This window comes from Helicobacter pylori Shi112, assembly GCF_000277405.1.
GTDB classification, from domain to species: Bacteria; Campylobacterota; Campylobacteria; order Campylobacterales; family Helicobacteraceae; genus Helicobacter; species Helicobacter pylori_C.
The window spans coordinates 1552783-1574823 of the sequence record NC_017741.1 but is presented as its reverse complement, the minus strand read 5'-3'; the positions used below and the strand labels follow the sequence as shown (position 1 = coordinate 1574823).

Here is a 22041-nt window from a genome sequence, read left to right as displayed (position 1 = left end):
TTAAAAAATGACTAAAAAATATAATTTACTCAAAAAGGAACAAGGATTACAATGAAATTGATTTCATGGAATGTGAACGGGTTAAGAGCTTGCATGACTAAGGGCTTTATGGATTTTTTCAATAGCGTTGATGCGGATGTTTTTTGCATTCAAGAATCTAAAATGCAACAAGATCAAAACACCTTTGAATTTAAAGGGTATTTTGATTTTTGGAATTGCGCGATTAAAAAGGGCTATTCTGGGGTGGTAACTTTCACTAAAAAAGAGCCTTTAAGCGTGAGCTATGGTATCAATATAGAAGAGCATGACAAAGAGGGGCGCGTGGTAACTTGCGAATTTGAGTCGTTTTATTTAGTGAATGTTTATGTCCCTAATTCCCAACAAGCCCTATCCAGGCTTAGTTATCGCATGAGTTGGGAAGTGGAATTTAGAAAATTTTTAAAAGCTTTAGAGTTAAAAAAACCTGTCATTGTGTGCGGGGATTTGAATGTGGCTCACAATGAAATTGATTTAGAAAACCCTAAAACAAACCGAAAAAATGCGGGCTTTAGCGATGAAGAGAGAGGGAAATTCAACGAGCTTTTGAACGCCGGTTTTATTGACACTTTCCGTTATTTTTACCCTAACAAAGAAAAGGCTTACACCTGGTGGAGTTACATGCAACAAGCAAGGGATAAAAACATTGGTTGGCGCATTGATTATTTTTTATGCTCTAATCCTTTAAAAACGCGCTTAAAAGACGCTTTAATCTATAAAGATATTTTAGGGAGCGATCATTGCCCGGTAGGGTTAGAATTGGTTTAAAGATAGAAAGTGTGCGAAATAAAGACAGAAAAAAGCCTTACAAAGGCTGAGTTGTATTCAAAAGCAAAAGGCCATTTGATCCCCACTTCAATACTAGCGTCATGGTGGAATAGCACGGTTTGGAATTTAAACCCCACTAAACCCAACATCCTGAAATTGGAAGTTTTGAGCGAAAACCCTTGAATGCTACGCCAATCGTCAATGATGAAATTCGCGCTGTGTTTGGAAATCGTCCATGTGTTTTCGGCAACTTGCATGCCATAAAAAAGGGAAAAAACATACAAGGGGTTCTTATTGTATTCCACGATCAAATCCCCCCCAAAGCCATAGGTGAACATGTTCGCTTGAGCGCCTGTTCTTTTATTGAGTATGACATTCCCATAATCCATAAAAAAGTAATAGCGAGAATAAAACCAGTAATTGGTGGGGTTAATCTCCCAGCCTAAAGAAAAGCTTGCCCCTTCAATCGTGCGTTTAAGATCGTTGTATTTTTTCATGATCATTTTCCCTACCTGATATTGAGAAGCCACATAAAAACGGCTTTTAGCTTGCATAATGGTAGGGTTTAAAAAATAAACGCTTAAAAATAAGGGGGTTACTTTTTTAAATAAATCCTTTGAAAAAAATTTCAAACTTTAATATTTCCTGTTGAGTGGGGAGTTGAGATTGTCTTGGTGGTTAGTGGCTCGTTGCAAAACATTGTTCGTTCTTTTTTGCGAAGGATCAGCGTTTTCTTCATTGATTTCATCAATTTTATTTTCGTTATTGATCAAATCATTCACTTCTTTGGTGGCTTTTTCATTATCTTCTTCATGTTCAATTTTTTCCACATCGTTATTAGCTTGATTGTTTTGCGTCTTTTTAGTGGTTTGGTGGTTGTTTTGGTGCGATTGAGACGATTTTTTAGGCTCATCTTTGCATGCACTAAACAGGCTTAAAACAAAAGAGATGGCGATAAAATGAGTGATTTTAGATTTCATCAATTAAATTTCCTTAAGTCAATGTATAATTTGATTATCTTATCATAAAAATGATTAAGGATTGGCTAGGGTAAGAACAAATTGCAAGAAACAGCTAATTTATTAAAAACATTGAATGTGAAATCGCTCTTAGAAGCCTTGCTTGTTTATACGCCCAAAGGCTATAAAGATTTAAATCTGTTAAAACATTTTGAACTGGGCTTGAGTGGCGTTTTAGAAGTGGATATTTTAGATAAAAGAAACTACGCCAAAGTTTTAAAGATTTTTGCCTATTCCAAACGATTTTACAAAAATTTAGAGCTTGTTTTTTTCAATTACAGCGCATTCCATCACAACCAGTTTAAAACCGGCGAGAGTTTGTTCATTTATGGTAAATTAGAGCAAAGCTCTTTTAATCAGGCTTATATCATTAACACGCCTAAAGTCCTTACCGAATTTGGAAAAATTTCTTTAATTTTTAAAAAAGTTAAAAATCATAAAAAAATACAAGAAAATTTACAAAAACTCATTTCATTAGAGAATTTAAAAAAGGAAGGCATTAAAGAGAATATCGCGCATTTATTGTTAGAAATCTTTTTCCCCACGCCGCATTTTGTCAAGGATTTTGAAACTCATAAAAATTTTTCTTCACAACATTTAAACGCATTAAAATACATTGAAATGCTTTTTTATATGAAAAATTTAGAGCGCAAAAAATTGCAATTCAATGCTAAAATCGCATGCCCCAATAACAGCGAGCGCTTGAAAGCGTTTATTGCTTCTTTACCCTTTCAACTCACCAACGACCAACAAAACGCCATTAAAGAAATCCAAAGCGATCTTGCTAGCCCTATAGCGTGCAAGCGTTTGATTATAGGCGATGTGGGGTGCGGGAAAACGATGGTGATTTTAGCGAGCATGGTATTAGCTTACCCTAATAAAACCCTTTTAATGGCGCCCACTTCCATTCTCGCTAAACAGCTTTATAACGAAGCCTTAAAATTTTTACCCCCTTATTTTGAAGTGGAATTACTGCTTGGCGGGAGCCACAAGAAGCGATCCAATCATTTGTTTGAAACAATCACGCATGTGGTTATAGGCACGCAAGCGTTGTTGTTTGATAAGCGCGATTTGAATGAATTCGCTCTAGTGATCACTGATGAGCAGCACCGATTTGGCACAAAGCAACGCTACCAATTAGAAAAAATGGCAAGCAGTAAGGGCAATAAACCCCATTCCTTGCAATTTTCCGCTACCCCCATTCCTCGCACGCTTGCCCTAGCCAAAAGCGCGTTCGTGAAAACGACCATGATTAGAGAAATCCCTTATCCTAAAGAGATTGAAACTTTAGTTTTGCATAAAAGAGATTTTAAAATAGTGATGGAAAAAATCAGCGAAGAAATCGCTAAAAACCATCAAGTCATTGTCGTCTATCCGCTGGTGAATGAAAGCGAAAAAATCCCGTATTTATCGCTCAGTGAGGGGGCGAGTTTTTGGCAAAAACGCTTTAAAAAGGTTTATACCACTTCAGGGCAGGATAAAAATAAAGAAGAAGTGATTGAAGAATTTAGAGAGTCCGGGAGCATTCTTTTAGCGACTACGCTCATTGAGGTGGGCATTTCTTTACCACGATTGAGCGTGATGGTGATTTTAGCGCCCGAAAGGTTAGGCTTAGCGACTTTACACCAGTTAAGAGGGCGCGTTTCTCGTAACGGATTGAAAGGCTATTGTTTTTTATGCACGATCCAAGAAGAAAACGAACGATTAGAAAAATTTGCTGATGAATTAGACGGCTTTAAAATCGCTGAATTGGATTTAGAATACAGAAAAAGCGGGGACTTGCTCCAGGGCGGGGAGCAGAGCGGGAATAGTTTTGAATACATTGACTTAGCCAAAGATGAAAACATTATCGCTGAAGTGAAACGGGATTTTTTGAGAAGCGTTTCACGGGGAACATTTGAAAGTTAAGGTGGAATCGGGTAATTTAAATCATTTAAAAAAAGGATAGAGATGCAAAATAAAGAAATTTATGGAGAAAAAAGCGTTAAGGAAAAAAATTTAGAGGTTTTTAATCGTTATTTTCCCGGTTGCTTGAGTGTGGAAAATGATAACAAGCTCACGCTAAATGTGGGAAGATTAAAAGCGTTACTAGGGGATTTTAGCGAGATAAAAGAAGAGGGCTATGGGTTAGATTTTGTGGGTAAGAAAATCGCCTTAAATCAAGCTTTTAAGAAAAATAATAAGATTTTAAAGCCCTTAAACGAATCCACTAGCAAGCACATTCTCATCAAGGGCGATAATTTAGACGCTCTCAAAATCTTAAAACAAAGTTATAGCGAAAAAATCAAAATGATTTACATTGATCCGCCTTACAACACTAAAAATGAGAATTTTATCTATGGCGATGATTTTTCGCAATCCAACGAAGAAATTTTAAAAACATTGGATTATTCTAAAGAAAAGCTGGATTATATCAAGAATCTTTTTGGGTCAAAATGCCATAGCGGGTGGCTTAGTTTCATGTATCCTAGATTGTTGCTCGCTAAAGATTTGCTCAAACAAGACGGCGTGATTTTCATTTCTATTGACGATAACGAAGCCGCCCAACTCAAACTTTTATGCGATGAAATTTTTGGGGAGGGGAATTTTGTGGCTGAAATGCCAAGATTAACAAAGAAAGCAGGAAAATCCACTAATCAAATCGCTAAAAATCATGATTATGTTTTGTGTTATCAAAAGAATAATATCAATTTTAAACAGATTGATATTGATGAAAACGATTACCCTTTAAAAGATGAATTTTACAATGAAAGAGGTGGGTATAAATTAAATCAAAATTTGGATTACAATTCACTTCAATATAATAAAAAAATGGATTATGAAATTGTAATTAGTAATGAAAAGTTTTATGCTGGCGGATTGGAAACTTATACTGAAAGACAAAAAGGTAATTTTGGAACGATTGATTGGGTTTGGCGTTGGAGCAAAGCAAAATTTGACTTTGGATTGGCTAATGGTTTTGTAGAAGTTAAAAACAATAGAATTTATACAAAAACTTACACAAAGGCTAAAATATCTGATAGCAAGCCTTATAAAATAGAATATTTTAACCGCACTAAAAATATTTCAAGTATAGAATTTTTAGATAATAAATACTCTAATGATATGTCAAATAAAAAGTTGCAATCAATTTTTAATGTTAAGAATATTTTTGATTATTCTAAACCTGTTGAATTGATAAGTTTTCTCATAGATCAAACTACCGAAAAAGGCGACATCATCTTAGATTTTTTCGCCGGGAGCGGGACAACCGCGCATGCCGTGTTGGAGAGTAATAAGAGCGATTATCAAAAATTAAGTGAGGGGGGGGGTCATTTAATGGCTTGAACGCTGCATTTAAAGAAAGACAGTTCATTCTCGTCCAATTAGATGAAAAAATTGATCCCAAGAAAAACAAAAGTGCGCATGATTTTTGTTTAAACACCCTAAAATCCACCTCCCCGAGCATTTTTGACATCACCGAAGAAAGGATTAAAAGAGCGGGGGCCAAAATCAAAGAAGCTTGCGCGTATTTAGATGTGGGGTTTAGAGCGTTTGAAATCATTGATGATGAAACGAACGATAAAAATCTCGATGAAGCCAATCAAAAGGATTTATTCGCTTATTCTAACCCAAAAAAAAGAGAAACTCAAACGATTTTAACCAATCTTTTATGCTGTGAGAATTTAGAGCTCACCACCCCTATAACTTGCTTGATTGAAAACGCCTTGTATCTGGCTCAAAATACGGCTTTCATTGTGGGGGATATAGAAATGAGCGAAGTTTTAGAAAACTTGAAAGATAAAGGGGTGGAAAAAATTAGCGTGTATATGCCAGCTATCAGTAACGATAGGCTGTGTTTGGAATTGGGCAGTAATTTGTTGGATTTGAAATTAGAGAGTGGCGATTTAAAGATTAGGGGGTAGAGATGAAAATCAAATTCAAACGATTGGATTATCAAGAAAAATGCTTGAATCAAATTTTAGGGGTGTTTAAGGGGATCTATTTGAGAGAGCCAGAAAATGACGCTCAAAGGATTTCTAACCCTGTTTTTGAAATAGGGGAACTCAAAGATCTTTTATTAGAAAATATCCAAAATTTGCAATCAGAGCAAAAAATAACCCAGAAAAGCGTGGGGATTGACAAGTCGTTAAACTGCGATATTTTAATGGAAACAGGCACCGGGAAGACCTTTTGCTTTTTGGAAGGCGTTTATGCCTTGCACCAAAACTACCATTTGTCAAAATTTATCGTTTTAGTGCCAAGCAACGCCATTAAATTAGGGGTTTTAAAGAGCGTTGAAATCACCAGAGAATTTTTTAAAAGCGAGTATTCTACGCATTTGGAAAGCTATGAAGATATAAGGAGCTTTATTCTAGCGAGCAATCACAAATGCTGCGTGTTGGTGATGACTTTTTCTGCCTTCAATAAAGAGGGTAATGTTATTAATAAATCATGTTTAGAAAACACGCATCTATTCAATGGCGCAAAAAGTTACATGCAAGCTTTAGCGAGTATCCGCCCGGTAGTGATCATGGACGAACCGCACCGATTTTTAGGCGATAAAACAAAAAAATATTTGGAACAATTAAACGCTTTAATCACGCTCAGGTTTGGGGCGACTTTTAAAGATGATTATAAGAATTTGATTTACGCGCTAGATAGCAAAAAAGCGTTTGATTGCGCCCTAGTGAAAAGCATTAGCGTGGCGTCTGTGGGGGAGAGTAACGAGTATTTTTTAGAGCTTAAAGGGGTTGTAAAGACACAAAACGACTATGAAGCTGCAATTAACTACACGAATTTAGAAAATAAAACTCAAAGCGTCAAGGTCAAAAGGCACGATAATTTAGGCACGCTAACTCAAATCAGCGCTTTAGAAGATTGCATTGTAGAAAACATCACTAAAACTGAGATTCGTTTTCTCAATGGCTTTAATTTGTTACTGGATCAAAAAGAGCCTTTTTCTCATCTTTTAGAGGGCGAGCAAGAAGTGATGCTGAAAGAAGCGATAAAAAGCCATTTTGAAAGAGAAGAAGGGCTTTTTAAAAAGGGGATTAAAGCCTTGTGCATGGTGTTTATTAGCGGGGTGAATAGCTATTTAAGCGAGAATGAAAAGCCGGCGAAATTAGCCCTTTTATTTGAAAAACTCTACCAGCAAAAGCTTGAAGAAGTCTTAAAAAAAGAAGATTTAGATGAAAATTATAGAGCGTATTTAGAACGCACCAAAGACAATATTCAAAAAGTGCATGGAGGGTATTTTGCTAAAAGCAAGAAAGAGAGCGATGAAGCCCAAGTGATCGCTCTCATTTTAAAAGAAAAAGAAAAATTGCTGAGTTTTGAATCCGATCTCAGGTTTATTTTTTCGCAATGGGCGTTGCAAGAGGGGTGGGATAACCCTAATGTGATGACGATTTGCAAATTAGCCCCTAGCCATTCCAATATCACTAAATTGCAACAAATCGGTAGGGGGTTAAGGCTCGCTGTGAATGATAAGGGCGAACGCATCACTAAAGAGCATGCTGATTTTGATTTTGTCAATGAATTGGTGGTGATCGTGCCGCAAGTTGAGGGGGATTTTGTGGGAGCGATCCAGCAAGAGATAAGCGAACATAGCTTGATTAAACAAGCATTTAGTGCAGAAGAGTTAGAAAAAAGCGGCATTGTTGGAAAAGGGTATTACGGGTTTTTATTGGAAACATTAGAGGGTTTGGGTTTTGGAGAAAAAACAGATGATGAAAACTTTAAACTCACTCTCAATCAAAACGAATTTTTAGAAAAAGAGCCAGAACTTGAAAAATTAAAAGACAAGAAATACCTGAATCTTGAAAAATTAAAAGATTTTTTAAAAGATCGTTTAGTGGGCCATTTTAGAGTGAGGAACAAAAACGAGCGAAAGAGTGAAAAAATCAAAATCAATAAAGAAAATTTTAAAAAATTTGAAACCTTATGGGAGGGTTTGAATCATCAAGCCCGGATCGCTTATGCCATTGATAGCGAGAGCTTGATTGATGAGATTGTCAAAAAGATCGATTCTTCTTTTAATGTCAAATCAAAAATCGTTTCGGTTACGACTCATAAAAAAGTAGAAACTATGGGAAATGACGCTAAAACAGAGAGTTTTGAGCGAAAAAGCGCATGCGTGTGGAGCTTGCATGAATTTATCAGCGCCTTGTCTAATAAGGTGAAATTGAGTTTTAAAAGCGTGGCTAAAGTGTTGGAAAACATTGATGAAAACAAGTTTGAGCTAATTAAAAAAAACGAACAAGAGAGCTTAAGGCGTTTAGAAGAGCTGTTTTTGGAAATTATTTATCAAAATATTAAAGATAAAATTTCCTATCAAATGCGCGAAACGACGATTAAAAACAGAAAAAACGATGCGTTTTATGATGAAAAAGGTGGAATTAGAGAATTTTTAGACGGGAGTTTGAGGGGGGATAAATATGAAATTAAAAATTCAAGCGCTCAAGAAAAATGCCTGTATGAAAATTTCATGCAAGTGGAGAGCGAGATTGAAAAAGACACGATTGAAGAATCTAACGACACTAAAATCATTGTTTTTGGCAAGCTCCCTAGGGTTAAGATACCGATAGGGTTAAATCAAACTTATAGCCCTGATTTTGGGTATGTGGTTGAAAATAACGATAAAAAAGTGTTGTTAGTGGTAGAAACTAAGGGGGTTGAAAATGAAAGCGAATTGCGCGAAGAAGAAAAGCGGAAAATTTCAACCGCTAAGAAATTTTTTAAAGCTTTAAAAAAGCAAGGCGTGAATATTGAATACAAAACCAAAATTAAAAAAGATCAATTAAGCGCGTTGATTAATGAAGTTTTAAATCGTAAAGATTAGAGTTACCCTAATGTTTCACATGGAACAATTTTAAAGAAAAGCGTTTTATTTAAAATTCATGGCGCTTTTGTTATAATCGTTTTTATCCCATTTTAAAGGCGTTTTATGATTGAGTTCGCTCGCATCTCGCTCAAGGATTTTATTAAAAAATACAATCCCCAAGAACCCAAAAAGGAAACTATAGAAAATTTTGAAGAAGAAATAAACAGCTTATTAGAAAACGCAAAAAAACAAGAGAGTGAAGAATTTCAAAAAAATAAAATCAATAAGTTTTTAGAAAATACCTATGGCTATGAATGCAATACCAATAAAAAAGTGGATAGCGCGATCTATGTGGGTAAAGAAGCTTGGGTGCTTATTGAAGCCAAAGCCCTAAACAATAAGAACGAATTCCCCAAAGACAGAGAAAACCCGCTCAGTAAAGCCTTTTGTCAAATGGTTTTTTATTTTTTAGAAGAAATAGAAAACAACAACTCCCTAAAACACGCCATTATTTGCAACGCGCATGAATTTTTCCTCTTTGATTGTAAGGATTTGCTCAACCTTTTCCAAAACGATAAAAAAATCAAAAAACTCCATAAAGATTGCGTTAAAAAAGAAGGCACAGACTCTAGCACCAAAAGATTCTACAGCGATTTAGAGGAATATTTAAAAAAGGATTTTGAAGGCGAACTCCGCTACACTCACTTTAATTTGAGCAGCTATAATCCTAAAGAACTCCCTTTGATTTACCAAGTTTTGAGCCACGAAGTCCTTTTAAAGCAAAGGAAAACCCTTGACGCTAACACGCTTAACAAAGATTTTTATGAAGAATTGCTCTATATTTTAGGGTTAGAGGAGCAAAATGACAAAGGGAAAATTTTAATCAAGCCCAGCCGCACCGAAAACTCCCTAAGCGATGCTTTAAAAAAAGAATACAATAATTTAGACGATGAAGAAGTCATGGCGTTACTCATCGCTTGGAATAACCGCATCTTGTTTTTACGGCTTTTAGAAAGCCTTTTAATTTCTTTCAAGCATTTTGAAGAACCTTTTTTAACCATAGAAAACTTTAAAGATTTCAACGCCCTAAACACCCTCTTTTTTGAAGTTTTAGCCAAGAAAAATAACGAGCGTTCCTTAGAAAAAGAAGACAAGATTTCAGGAAAAATCCCTTATTTGAATTCCAGTTTGTTTGATAAAACGCCTTTAGAATCAAATGGGCATGAAATCAAATTGCTCAATAACGAGCCTTTAGAGATTCACCCTAAATCCGTTCTCAAAAAACATGAAAATTATCAAAAAGATTTAAAACCTTTGCCCTTGCTGGAATACCTTTTTGAATTTTTGCATTTTTATAAATTCACCACCACCCTTGAAGACATTAAAGATAATAAGGATACCAGCGAAAGCCGTTTGATTAACCCTAGCGTTTTAGGGCTTGTTTTTGAAAAACTCAACGGCTATAAAGAGGGGAGCTTTTATACCCCAAGCTTTATCACAAGCTACATGTGTAAAGAGAGTATCACGCCAATCGTGTTGGATAAATTCAATCAAAAATATAATATAGAATGTGAAGATTTAGAAGAATTAAAAAATTACCTCAAAAGCTATAAAAAGGATAAACGCAAAGAATACTTGCAACTTCTTCTCACTTTACGCATTTGCGATCCGGCGGTGGGGAGCGGGCATTTCTTGGTTTCAGCGCTCAATGAAATGGTGTGGATTGCTTATGAGCTAGAGCTTATTACTTCCTTGTATCGCCACTCTCTCAGATTAGAAAACGATGAAATCATCATTCATTACACGCAAACGGGTGAAATCTTTAACTACACCAAAGCGCATAGCGAAAACGACCCCCACCACCACATCCAAAAAGAACTTTTTGAACTTAAAAAATCCATCATTGAAAACTGCCTTTTTGGCGTGGATATTAACCCCAATTCTTGCGAAATCACCAAGCTCAGGCTATGGATAGAGCTTTTAAAATACAGCTATTATATTTTTGAAGAGGGCAAAAACACTAACGCGCTTGAAACCCTCCCCAACATTGATATTAACATTAAGTGCGGTAACAGCTTGATCTTTAACTTCCCCTTAAATTCTAAGCTCACCATAGGACAGACGCTAGAGTTTTCTAAAAATCTCAAAGCCGAAATCAAAGAATACAAAAATTCTGTAATGTTCTATAAAGAAGGTTTAGGAGAAAAAGCTAAAATCTTACAAAATATCGCTAAACTCAAATCCCTTATCATCAACTATTTTATCGAGCAACACCAAGCAAACAAACACCTTAAAGAAACGCTCAAGGCTTTTATAAGTGAATACGGCGATGGGATTTTTGATATTAGCGCAGCTTTTGGCATGGAAATGCTAAAGATCGCAAGGAAAAATAACTATAGATTTAATCCTACACTGACAAAAAAGCAACCAAGCCCCATAGGCGTTGAAGCGAACAGACTACTCATTAAAATCAAAGAATGCTATGAAACGCTAGAAAATCTAAAAAATTCCAAAACCCTTGAATGGCGCTTTGAATTCCCTGAAGTGTTGAACGATGAGGGGGATTTTTTAGGCTTTGATTGCATCATTGGGAATCCGCCTTATATAAATACTCGTGAATTGAGTAAAAATAATTCTGTTACTAAAGAGAAATATAGACAGATATATCGTGAAGTTAGTGGTTCATATGATATTTTTATATTGTTTATCTTAATGGGACTTCGGTTACAAAAAGTATCTAATTTTGCTTGGATTATCCCAAACAAATTCACTTCAACAGAATATGGGAGACCAATTTTTGAGAAATTAAAGTCAGAAAACAAGATCAGAAGTATTGTAGATGTATCGTATATAAAGACATTTGAAAGTGCATCAGTTTACCCAATTTTATTGATTGGAAAAAACAATTCTGTATATTCTGAATATTATATAGAAAGCCAAGATGATTTAAGTGATAACAACCTAAAGGAAAGAACGCTAAGTATTGCTAATCTCCGTTTTATCACAATGGCACAATATGGTTTAAAATTTCAATCAGGAACAACAGGATTTGAAGCTCAAAAAATTTTTAGTTATATTCAAAGTGGTTCTCAACAAGATTCAATTCCGTTTGCTGTAAGTGGATCTATAGATAAATATGTTTGTGATACATCAAGAGTTCCATATATGAGAAAATGCTTCAAATATCCACATATTTCAATAAAGGTTCCAGTTGCTAAAACAAAAATTGATTTTTGGACTAATGAAAAAATAGTTATCGCCGGTATGACTAAAGTTATAGAAGCATATTACACAAAAACTCCATTAGCCCTAGGCGTTGGAATATATGCCATATACGATTTTTGTGGTATCAATCCATTACTTATTTTGGGGGTTTTGAATAGTAGTTTTATGAGTTGGTATGCAAGAGAAAACTTTAAAGACAAACATATGTCAGGAGGCTATCTTGGATTAAATAAAGGTAACTTAGAAAAACTGCCAATGTTTGAACTTGAAAAATCAAACCAACCTACAGCAGACAGAATTATCGCTTTAGTGGATAAGATTTTAGCGCTAAAAGAAAAAGACCCTAAAGCCAACACCCAAAAATTAGAAAAAGAAATTGACGCCTTAGTCTATCAGATCTACAACCTCACCGATGAAGAAATTAAAACCATTGAAGAGGGGCAAGAAAAACCCCTTAAATAGGGGAAACCTTTAATGGGTTTTTTAACAACGGTTTTAACCCTATACTTAAAAAAGTATTTTTAAATATAATACGAGCTTTTTTGGACAATCCTTTGAAGGTGATTACCCCCCTAATCTCTAGCAAAAACTAGGGGGTGATTGTATCCTAACCTTACAAAAACGATTTTTATAAAAGCTGCAAACCACTCATTTAAAAACTTTTTTAGAGATTGAATTTTAGATACCCTTAATTCTTAAACAAAGACTCTAAAGCTTCTACCCCTACTTTTTGCGTTTCTTTTTCGCTTTCATTTTCTGCGTTTTCTTTGACGCTAGGAATGGTTTCAAACTCTATGTGATAGCCTGTAAGCATGGACGCTAAGCACACATTCACCCCGCCTTTACCGATAGCTTTAGATTTTTCAATGTCTAATAAACGCACTTTAGCCTTTTGCAAATGGTTATTGACAATAAAACGCTCTTGAATGGACTCTTTTTCTTCAGCGCTCAATTCTTCTATAGGGATTTTTTTAATTTCAACGCTTAAAATTTTGGCTGGAGCGAGCGCGAGAGTGATATAAATTTCAGGCACATTAGAATACTCTATGCAATCAATATTTTCTTTATTCAGTTCGTTACTGATCGCATTAATGCGCACGCCCTTAACCCCCACAGCCGCGCCTATGGGATCAATCCTAGCGTTATGGGAAAAAAAGCTCACTTTCGCTCTGTTGCCTGGGATTCGCGCGCAATGGATGATTTCAATTTCTTTATCTTTAATTTCAGGGACTTCCAATTCCAATAAAGCTTCAAGCATTTTAGGGGTGGTGCGGCTCAGCTCTAATAATAAACCCTTTTTCGTGCGTTTGACTTGCGTTAAAACCGCTTTAAGGCTATCGCCTACTTTAAAACTCTCGCCCTTGATGCGATGGCGCATGGAAAGAACGCCTTGAAATTGCTGCTCAATCTCAATAAAAGTGTTTTGATTGTTATCCACTAAAATCACTTGCCCCATTAAAACGCTGTTAAGACGCTTTTGAAACGCTTCAAAGTGGCTGTCTTCTAACGCTTTTTCTAACTGGTATTGCAAATCTTTAAAAAGGCGGTTGATCGCTCCTTGCTTCATGCTCTCCAAACTCAAGCTGTAAGACAATTCGTCTTTAATCTTAACGCTTGGATCCATTTCTTTGGCTTTAGACAAGCTGATGTATTTAGAAGGGTCGTTAATCAATCTTTCATCATTATCTTCTAAAACTTCTACCAACTGGATAAGCTGGAGCTGCTTGTTTTCTTCAACCACCAAGTAGCGCGCTAGGGGGTCTAATTCATTTTGCGCCATTTTTAACAAACAGCCTTGAATCACTTTTGAAATCATCTCTTTAGGCAAATTTTTTTCATACGCAATGCATTCTATAAGATCGCTGATTTTTTCCATTCTTAAGTTCCTTTAAATTTATTTTCTATCATTCTCTATTTGTGGGGGGTATGGCGCGTTTAAAAGGAATTTTATTATAGCGAATTTTTAAGCTTTGTTAAGAATTTCTGCTAAGATTAGAGCGATTTTTTCAAAATCTTTTTCATTCAGGCTAAAGACTTCCAAGCATACAAATTCGCATGAAATCCTTGCGATAATGCCTTTTTGAAAAAGCTTTAAATAAAGTTTCTCACCATTTAAAGCGCGGGTGTTTTTGGGCTGGATTTTCACGCAAAAGGATTCTAATTCTCTATCGGGCAAATTCCCTATTTTAGAAAAGCTAGAGGCTATGCTCACATTCAATTCTAAAGGCTTTAAAAGGGCGTAGAGTTTGAGGGCTTTTTGCAATAATGCGTCTTTAGTTTGGTTCAATAACGCATGAATTGTAATGTCTTCTTGATGACTTGCCCATGCTTTTAGGCTGTGAAAAAGCAAGGTGAGCGTGATTTTACCCACCCTTAAGGCTCTATAAAGGGGGTGGTTTTTTAACGCTTCAACCCATTCTTTTTGCCCCATAATAATGCCCGCTTGCGCGCTGTTAAAGAGTTTATCTGCGCTAAAGCTTAAAAGCGATGGTTTGAGAGCTAAAATTTCTTCTAAAGCCGCTCTGTTTAACAAATCCACATCCCCTAAATTGTAATAATCAATGAGATCATGCTCTTTAGCTAGAGTTTGTAAATCTTTAAAGGGCGTGTCTTTTTTAAAATGGGGGTTGTGGGTTTTAAATAGCATTTTGCTGTTTTCATTCAAGGCTAAGCGGTAATCCCTTAAATAAGCGCGATTGGTGTTTCCCACTAAATGCAGCCTGGCCCCACTACTTAACAAAATGTCTTTAAGGTTAAAATCCCCCCCCACTAATTCGCCATAAGAAACAACGATTTCTTTTTCTTGCGCTAAAGCGTTAGCAATGAGAAATATCGCGCTGGTGTTGTTATTGACAACCAAAATTTCTTCGGTGTCAAAACACGCTTTGAAAAGCTTTTTTAAAGGGGTTAAGCGGTTCTTTTTTTTAGCGGTGTTTAAATCGCATTCTAAATCAATGGGATGGGTTAAAACTTCTTTTAAATAAGGTTCAATTGTTTCATAAAATTGCGCGCTAAAAAACGATCGCCCATGGTTTTCATCAAAAACGCTCGTGCTCGCATTGATGATTTTTTGATAAGGGCTTTTCAAAAGATCCGGGGTTATTGGGAGCGTTTCTTTAGCCATAGTGGAGTGCGTTTGATTCCTTTTTGAGAGTTAAAATAAAGCGTTATCTTAAACTAAACTCGCTAAATTTTTGATAAAACTACTTTTTTAAAATCCTTAAGAGTATCTTAATGAGTTTATTGAGTGAGCGGAACTTTTTCCATAGAGTTTGGCGGTTTCTATAGGGCTTATTCATGCTTGTTTCCATGTTCAAAATTCAAAAAGAAATCCTAGGATTTCTTTAATTTTAGAACTGATAGGATACCTCAAAACGCGCGTTAAATCCAGGGGCAGGGAGCGCCATGCGCTTGCCTTTGGGGATCATATCGCTCGCTGGAGCGTCCGCGCTCGCTTGAAACACAGAAGTTTGATCCACATATTGCTTGTTTAAGATATTGTTAAACACGGCTGAAATCCTCAAACCCTGCCACCTTTTAGAAGGAGGAGTCCAATTGATAAAGACATTATGCACGCCATACCCGGGTTTATGGATTTTTATCAAGCCGTATTGCGGGTAATAGATAGAATAGCCCTCATAATACATGTTAGTTACAAAGCGTGAGAGCCAAGTTAAAGTAAGCCCCCATCTGCGAATATCATAATCGGCTTTTAGGATAAACACATTCCCAGTCGTTGCAGCTAGAGCGTAAGTGTCCGCTAATAAATGCCCTCTAGCCGTTGGCCAAGAGCGAGCCACTGAGAAAGTCCCTAAGAAATTCTTATACCTCACATTCCCTGAAACTTCGTAACCATAGATATTAATGGTTTCGGGTAAATTCCCTGACATGTTTTTTGCGGTCGCATTACCCCCTCCGTTTTTAGAAGTGTCTTGCCCGTAGCTGTTGATGAAGTTATTGATGACTTGATAGAACGCTGCCCCACGCACATTGAAATACTTGCTGTTGTAATCCACATTGAATTCCACATTTTGACCGATCGCAGGGCGCAAGTTCCTTTGATAAATCACCGTAGGATCGCGCATCAAAACGCCATCGCCAGGCAAAGCCCCCTTAGTTACATACGCATAACTCACTTTCAAGCCAATGCTTTCAATGGGGTTATAAAGCACGGTTGCAGAAGGCGAGAAACCAGAAGTTACATGCGTGCGGCCGTTTTTGTCTAGCAAGGTGTAAATATCATAACGAGTTCCCGCACCCACGATCACATTGCTTAAAATATTGTAGTTTGCTTGCATGAACCCACCGATGATATTCCCGATCGCATGCGAATTTTGGGGCATGTTACGATAGAGCGGGTTAGGCGTGTTTAGATTTTGAGGGTATTGAGAGCTTTGATCAGTGTAGTAATGGCGGTAAGGCAAGCCCGGCCCATTAGGGTCGTTAGGATCAATATTGTTTTTATAATAGCCGTTTTTGCCTTTATCTAATCCAGAGAAAACGCTCAGGTTTTGATAAATCATGCCGTATTCAAACACATTCCCATAATCTTCGCTAATGGGGTGGGTTACTTTAAAATTAACGCCCGAGTTGATTAGAAAAATCCTTCTGGCTAAAGTCCCCTCAGCGTCCGCATTCCCTAAAGTCCAATCGTTTGCACTAGGGTTTTGAGCGTTAGGGGGGGTCATGTCATAATCGGGATTTTTAGGGACAAGCCCATGATAAACATTCGCGCTTGTAGAAAGCATAGTAGCGTTAAGCTGCCCATACCCTGCTTGCGCCCCTCCACTAGAATCGCTATCCCCTTGCCAACTAATAGAGTTAGGCGCGCCATAGCCTATTTGATACCCTCCATTAGAAGGCCTGATAGCCCCTTGCGTGCATTGGCTGATATTGTCCGGGTTATTACACCACTCCTTAACTTCAGGGATATAATCCGGGTTGGCTGGCTCGTTAGAATTGTAAGCGAAGGGATTCACCACAGGGTTGTAATTCCCCCCCCTTACCCCTAAAAAGGCGGTGGATTCAACGTGCGGCTGGTTAAAATTAGGGCCGCCTTCATGCTTGTATTTCAGGCTCAAATTGTGGTTGAAGTTGATCGTATGGGCTAATTCTTTCCCAAAGTCAATCACAAAGGGGGCTGGCTGGCTTCCTGGGTCGTTAGCTTTAGAGAGCGCTGAAGTGGTGTTAGGGCGTAAAAGCCTTGTAGAATTGTCTCGTGTGAGGTTGTAGCTCACGCTGATGCTATCGGTTTCGTTGATATAGCCATTGATTTTAGCTAAAACGCTATTGACTTCGCTCGGAGTCCCTACGCTCATTTCGCTATTGCTTGGATCTTGTAAATCGTAGTTAGGGTGGAAGAGATTCCTAAAAGCGTTGTTCCCATCTCTATAGTAAAAAATATTTTGATGGTTGTAATAAGCGAGAATGTCCCAATTTTTACCACGATAGGCCGCCGTAGCGTTCATGCGATATCCGAAGTTGGTATAAAAGGCCGCTTCCGCTTTAGCCCCATAAGTTTGATTCTTTCTTAAGAAGTCGTTAGCGTCAATCGTGGTGAAAGACAATTTACCCGCCACCGCACCAGGGCCTGCTGAAGCGTTCGCTGCCCCCTTAATCACTTCCACTTCTTTAATCATATTAGGATCGATCACGGTGTTAGCGTCATGGTGGAAAATGTTACCATTTTGGGCGACGCCATCTATCGTTACCCTTAAGACACGGCTCTCAATCCCCCTAACATAGATCTTTTGCGCCATCAAGCCTCCACTGGCCACATTCACATCCGCTCTGGTCCTAAAAATATCACGGATTTGGTTGCTTTGGCGTTGTTGGAGCTCTTTTCTTTCAATATACATTTTATTGTTGTATTCAAAAGTCTTTTCACCCTTAGTGGTTACCTTACCCAAAGTGTGGGTTTTTTCTTCAGCTTGCAAACTGCTAGCGACAATACAAGAGACAAACACGATACGAAATTTATTTCTAAACATTTCTTTTAGCCTTTCTATTCACTTTTTTCTAAAAATTTAGTCAAGTTTTAAACCTGAAGTTATTATTACATTATTCTATTTAATAATACCTTAAATTTGTTTTAGGATTAAGAAAATACCAAGAAAAATATGATTAAAAAAGTTTTAGCATTTTACTGAACGACTGAATCGATCACTATTCGTGAAGAAGCGCTGCTCATGCCCCTTAAAAAAGTTTGAGAAGACACATTGATTTCAGCGTTTTGGCGGAAAATATCGCTTGGCTGGTTGCTTTGGCGCTCTTCTAAGTCATGGCGTTTAATAATAATGGTATTCCCCCATTGGAAGGGTCTATAAGCGTGCTTTTTTTTAATGACAAAATGAGGTTTTAAATTTAAAAATTGCGCGTAACTTGGGAAATATAACGGCTCTAATAAAGGGTTTATGGGGTTTGCTTTTAAAACAATAAGAAGGAAAAAGAAGCTAAAGATCGTTTTCATAGCGAATTTTCACGCTCGCTCCCACTTGAGAATTTGGAGAAATTTCTAACTTGCTGATTCTTAAATGAAGCTCAGAGATTTCACTATAGCGCGTTTTTAAAGCATGGCTCAAATCTTTCAGGGCGTCTTCAATGAGTAAGTATTGGTTTTCTTGCATCATTTTTTGAATAAGCTCTTGGATTTTTATGTAGTCCAAATAAGCCTTATTGGGTAATTGCGTGTAGAAAAGATCCAAATTCACGCTTATTTTTTGGGGTTTTAAGCGTTCAAATTCTAAAATCCCCAAAATCGTTTCAAACACAAGGTTATGGATATGAACGCCTTGTTGGGTTTTCATAGGACTTTCTTTTCTTTGCCGGCTAATAAATTAAAAATATTGCCCGCATGCTTGATAAGGGTAAAAATAAAAATAAGCACCATAGGCGTTTGCGTGCCGACTTCTTTAAGGATATTGACGCTATCTGGGATATGCATATAAGGCACAAAAAAGATAAGAACAGTCGCTGTGCCTACCCCTAGAATGCTAGCGAGTGAAGAGATTTTAAGCACCTTGCCCACAAAAAACCACACCACTAAACCAATCAGGCTTTCAATAGGAATGAGCAACACCACAGAGCCCATGATCGTAGAAACGCCCTTACCTCCATTGAAATTCAAAAAAGGCGAATAGCAATGCCCTAAAATGCTAGCGATAGCGACCATCCATTGCAAACTATAATCCAACCCAAACAATTTGCTCAAAAACACCGCAAACATGCCTTTGAAAAGATCCAAGATTAAGACTAATAGCGCCATTTGTTTAGCGTTACTCACGCCCTTACTTTGTAAAGCGCGCAAGACATTCGTTGCACCAATGCCCCCCGATCCGATTTTAGTAATATCCATGCCGTAAAAGATTTTCATTAACGCATAGCCAAAAGGAATCCCCCCAATAAGATAGCCCAAAAGGGTGAAAATCACATTGATATTGGTTAGGAAATTTAAAACGCTTTCCATAAGTACCCTTTCAAATAAAATAGCGATCATTATAACATGTTGCTTTTTAAGTGAAAGCGTTAAGTTGTTAGGGTATAGTGGGTTAAAAATTTTAGGATATTGAGAATGCTTGAATCTTCTAGCCATTTTTTAAAATCGTTTCGCTTGAAGCGCTATATTGGGTTTTTATTGATTTCTTTAGCGCTATTAATCACGCCCTTCATTCGCATTAATGGGGCGCATTTGTTTTTGATCTCCTTTGAGCATAAGCAGTTGCATTTTTTAGGCAAGATCTTTAGCGCTGAAGAATTGCAAGTCATGCCTTTTATGGTTATTTTGCTTTTTATAGGGATTTTTTTCATCACCACTAGCCTTGGGCGTGTGTGGTGCGGGTGGGCTTGCCCGCAAACCTTTTTAAGGGTGCTTTATAGAGATGTGATTGAAACTAAGATTTTCAAACTCCATAAAAAGATCAGCAACAAGCAAGAAAGCCCTAAAAACACCCCAAGCTATAAGGCGCGTAAAGTATTGAGCGTTTTGTTGTTCGCTCCTGTTGTGGCGGGGCTAATGATGTTATTTTTCTTTTATTTCATCGCCCCTGAAGATTTTTTTATGTATCTTAAAAACCCTAGCGATCACCCTATTGCTATGGGTTTTTGGCTTTTTAGCACGGCTGTGGTGCTGTTTGATATAGTGGTGGTTGCGGAGCGTTTTTGCATTTATTTATGCCCTTATGCTAGGGTGCAATCGGTGTTGTATGACAATGACACCTTAAACCCCATTTATGATGAAAAGCGCGGCGGAGCGCTTTATAACAATCAGGGTCATCTCTTCCCCTTACCCCCCAAAAAACGCAACCCAGAAAACGAATGCGTGAATTGTTTGCATTGCGTGCAGGTTTGCCCCACGCACATTGACATCAGGAAGGGCTTGCAATTAGAATGCATCAATTGCTTAGAATGCGTGGATGCATGCACAATTACCATGGCCAAATTCAACCGCCCTTCACTCATCCAATGGTCTTCAACTAACGCCATTAATACGCGCCAAAAAGTGCGCCTGGTGCGTTTAAAAACGATCGCTTATTTGGGGGTTATCGCTATTGTGATCGCTCTTTTAGCCATCACTTCGTTTAAAAAAGAACGCATGCTCTTAGACATTAACCGCAACAGCGATCTGTATGAATTGCGCTCTAGGGGGTATGTGGATAACGATTATGTGTTTTTATTCCACAACACGGACAATAAAGACCATGAGTTTTATTTCAAAATTTTAGGGCAAAAAGGCATTCAAATCAAAAAGCCTTTAAACCCTATCGCCATTAAAGCCGGGCAAAAGATTAAAGCGGTAGTGATTTTAAGAAAACCCCTAAAAAATAACGCCACAGAATACAAGAACGCTAAAGACGCTCTCATCCCCATTACAATACAAGCTTATAGCGCGGATGATAAGGATATTACGATAGAAAGGGAATCGGTGTTTATTGCGCCAAGTGAGGATTGAAGCCTAAAACTAGCGCTCAATCACTTCATAAGGCAAGCCTTGCCTAACCAATTCTTCCATAAAGGGATCGGTGTTTAATTCTTCTATGTTAAACACCCCAGCCCTAAAATGATCCGCGCTCCAAGTGTCATTGCAAATCATTTTAGCCGCGCACATCGCTGGCACGCCGGTGGTGTAGCTTATGGCTTGCGAACCCACTTCTTCATAGCATTTCTTGTGATCGCACACATTGTAAATGTAGAGCGTTTTGTCTTGGTTGTTTTTAATGCCGGTCATATAGCACCCAATATTGGTTTTGCCGGTGGTGTCTTTGGCTAGAGTTGCTGGATCGGGAAGCAGGGTTTTTAAAAATTGTATCGGCACGATTTTTACGCCTTGATGCTCTATTTCTTTAATGCCTAGCATGCCGACATTTTCTAAGCATTTCATGTGGGTTAAATAATTTTGAGAGAAAGTCATAAAAAACCTCGCCCTCCTCAAGCCTTTAATGTTTTTGACTAACGATTCCAATTCTTCATGGTATAAAAGATACGAATCCATTTCGCCAATCTGCGGGTAAGCCCACACTTGCTTGATTTCTAAAGGCTTTGTTTCAATCCATTTGCCATTTTCATAATAACGCCCTTTAGAGCTGACTTCCCTCAAATTGATTTCAGGGTTAAAATTCGTCGCAAAAGGGCGTTTGTGATCCCCAGCGTTGCAATCTAAAATATCTAAAGTGTGGATAGTGTCAAAATGGTGTTTTTGAGCGTGAGCGACATAAGCGTTAGTCACGCCCGGATCAAACCCAGCCCCTAAAATCCCTAAAATCCTTGCTTCTTTATAGGCCCTATCAAACGCCCATTGCTCTTTGTATTCAAATTTCGCTAAATCCGGGTGTTCGTAATTGGCGGTGTCAATGTAATGCGTTTTAGTTTCTAAACATGCTTGCATGATCGTTAAATCCTGATAGGGTAAAGCCACATTAATAACGACTTTAGGCTTGTATTTTTTGATTAAAGCGACTAAGGCTTGCGTATCATCTGCATCCACTTGCTCAACGCTGATTTCCCCCAAACCCTTTTTGAGCATGCTTTCTTTAATCGCATAGCATTTGTCCAAGCTTCTGCTCGCTAAAATGATATTTTTAAACACATCTCTGTTCATGCCCATTTTGTGCACTACCACACTGCCTACGCCACCAGCTCCAATTTGTAATACTGTATGCAAGGAACACCTACTTTCTAACTAATCTCGTTCTT

General features: G+C 37.5%; 16 protein-coding genes. 7 read left to right on the top strand and 9 right to left on the bottom strand.

Annotation, left to right across the window (positions count from 1 at the left end; all coding sequences use genetic code 11):
* The first annotated feature begins 51 nt into the window (after window positions 1-51).
* Window positions 52-804, top strand: a complete 753-nt coding sequence (locus tag HPSH112_RS07595; RefSeq protein WP_000767499.1) for an exodeoxyribonuclease III — start codon at window positions 52-54, stop codon at window positions 802-804.
* Here HPSH112_RS07595 and HPSH112_RS07590 read toward each other — a convergent pair.
* Window positions 801-1436 (bottom strand): outer membrane protein, encoded by a 636-nt coding sequence (locus HPSH112_RS07590; protein WP_000668049.1) that lies wholly within the window; start codon window positions 1434-1436, stop codon window positions 801-803. The genes HPSH112_RS07595 and HPSH112_RS07590 overlap by 4 nt on opposite strands.
* Window positions 1437-1439: 3 nt before the next feature.
* Complete coding sequence (locus tag HPSH112_RS07585) at window positions 1440-1784, bottom strand: hypothetical protein (protein WP_000837020.1); 345 nt, start codon at window positions 1782-1784, stop codon at window positions 1440-1442.
* Between the two features lie 81 nt (window positions 1785-1865).
* Here HPSH112_RS07585 and recG point away from each other — a divergent pair, with 81 nt between their 5' ends.
* The 5 genes from recG to HPSH112_RS07560 all read left to right on the top strand — a co-directional run bounded on the left by recG (window position 1866) and on the right by HPSH112_RS07560 (window position 12315).
* A complete protein-coding gene (gene recG, locus HPSH112_RS07580; RefSeq protein WP_001158333.1) occupies window positions 1866-3731 on the top strand; it encodes an ATP-dependent DNA helicase RecG in 1866 nt (621 codons plus the stop codon).
* Window positions 3732-3773: 42 nt separating this feature from the next.
* On the top strand, window positions 3774-5150 hold the full coding sequence (locus HPSH112_RS07575; RefSeq protein WP_014662296.1) for a site-specific DNA-methyltransferase: 1377 nt from the start codon (window positions 3774-3776) through the stop codon (window positions 5148-5150).
* On the top strand, window positions 5147-5728 hold the full coding sequence (locus tag HPSH112_RS07570; protein WP_000990460.1) for a hypothetical protein: 582 nt from the start codon (window positions 5147-5149) through the stop codon (window positions 5726-5728). The genes HPSH112_RS07575 and HPSH112_RS07570 overlap by 4 nt, the downstream gene beginning before the upstream one ends.
* Before the next feature lie 2 nt (window positions 5729-5730).
* The gene (locus tag HPSH112_RS07565; protein ID WP_000693684.1) at window positions 5731-8646 is read left to right on the top strand and encodes a type III restriction-modification system endonuclease; all 2916 of its coding nucleotides are present in this window, start codon (window positions 5731-5733) and stop codon (window positions 8644-8646) included.
* Between the two features lie 105 nt (window positions 8647-8751).
* The gene (locus HPSH112_RS07560; protein WP_000568904.1) at window positions 8752-12315 is read left to right on the top strand and encodes a DUF7149 domain-containing protein; all 3564 of its coding nucleotides are present in this window, start codon (window positions 8752-8754) and stop codon (window positions 12313-12315) included.
* Window positions 12316-12541: 226 nt separating this feature from the next.
* On the opposite strand, the gene nusA is transcribed toward HPSH112_RS07560, so the two are convergent.
* The 6 genes from nusA to plsY form a co-directional block, all read right to left on the bottom strand.
* Window positions 12542-13729, bottom strand: coding sequence for a transcription termination factor NusA (nusA, locus tag HPSH112_RS07555; protein WP_000411655.1), 1188 nt, complete (start codon window positions 13727-13729; stop codon window positions 12542-12544).
* Window positions 13730-13816: 87 nt separating this feature from the next.
* Window positions 13817-14977: an aminotransferase class V-fold PLP-dependent enzyme gene (locus tag HPSH112_RS07550; RefSeq protein ID WP_001051185.1), complete on the bottom strand. Its 1161-nt coding sequence runs from the start codon at window positions 14975-14977 to the stop codon at window positions 13817-13819.
* Window positions 14978-15203: 226 nt separating this feature from the next.
* A complete protein-coding gene (locus HPSH112_RS07545; RefSeq protein WP_000489506.1) occupies window positions 15204-17843 on the bottom strand; it encodes a TonB-dependent receptor in 2640 nt (879 codons plus the stop codon).
* A gap of 152 nt (window positions 17844-17995) precedes the next feature.
* The gene (locus HPSH112_RS07540; protein WP_000848465.1) at window positions 17996-18322 is read right to left on the bottom strand and encodes a hypothetical protein; all 327 of its coding nucleotides are present in this window, start codon (window positions 18320-18322) and stop codon (window positions 17996-17998) included.
* Window positions 18306-18659, bottom strand: a complete 354-nt coding sequence (locus HPSH112_RS07535; protein WP_000857003.1) for a dihydroneopterin aldolase — start codon at window positions 18657-18659, stop codon at window positions 18306-18308. The genes HPSH112_RS07540 and HPSH112_RS07535 overlap by 17 nt, the downstream gene beginning before the upstream one ends.
* Window positions 18656-19318 carry a glycerol-3-phosphate 1-O-acyltransferase PlsY gene (plsY, locus tag HPSH112_RS07530; RefSeq protein WP_014533860.1) on the bottom strand — a complete coding sequence of 221 codons (663 nt, stop codon included), beginning with the start codon at window positions 19316-19318 and terminating at the stop codon, window positions 18656-18658. Before plsY ends, HPSH112_RS07535 begins: the two co-directional genes overlap by 4 nt.
* A 105-nt stretch (window positions 19319-19423) precedes the next feature.
* Between plsY and ccoG the strand changes: the two genes are divergently transcribed.
* Window positions 19424-20800, top strand: coding sequence for a cytochrome c oxidase accessory protein CcoG (gene ccoG / locus HPSH112_RS07525; protein WP_000894227.1), 1377 nt, complete (start codon window positions 19424-19426; stop codon window positions 20798-20800).
* A 9-nt stretch (window positions 20801-20809) separates the two neighbouring features.
* On the opposite strand, the gene HPSH112_RS07520 is transcribed toward ccoG, so the two are convergent.
* A complete protein-coding gene (locus HPSH112_RS07520) occupies window positions 20810-22009 on the bottom strand; it encodes a saccharopine dehydrogenase family protein (protein WP_014662295.1) in 1200 nt (399 codons plus the stop codon).
* Between the last annotated feature and the right edge of the window lie 32 nt (window positions 22010-22041).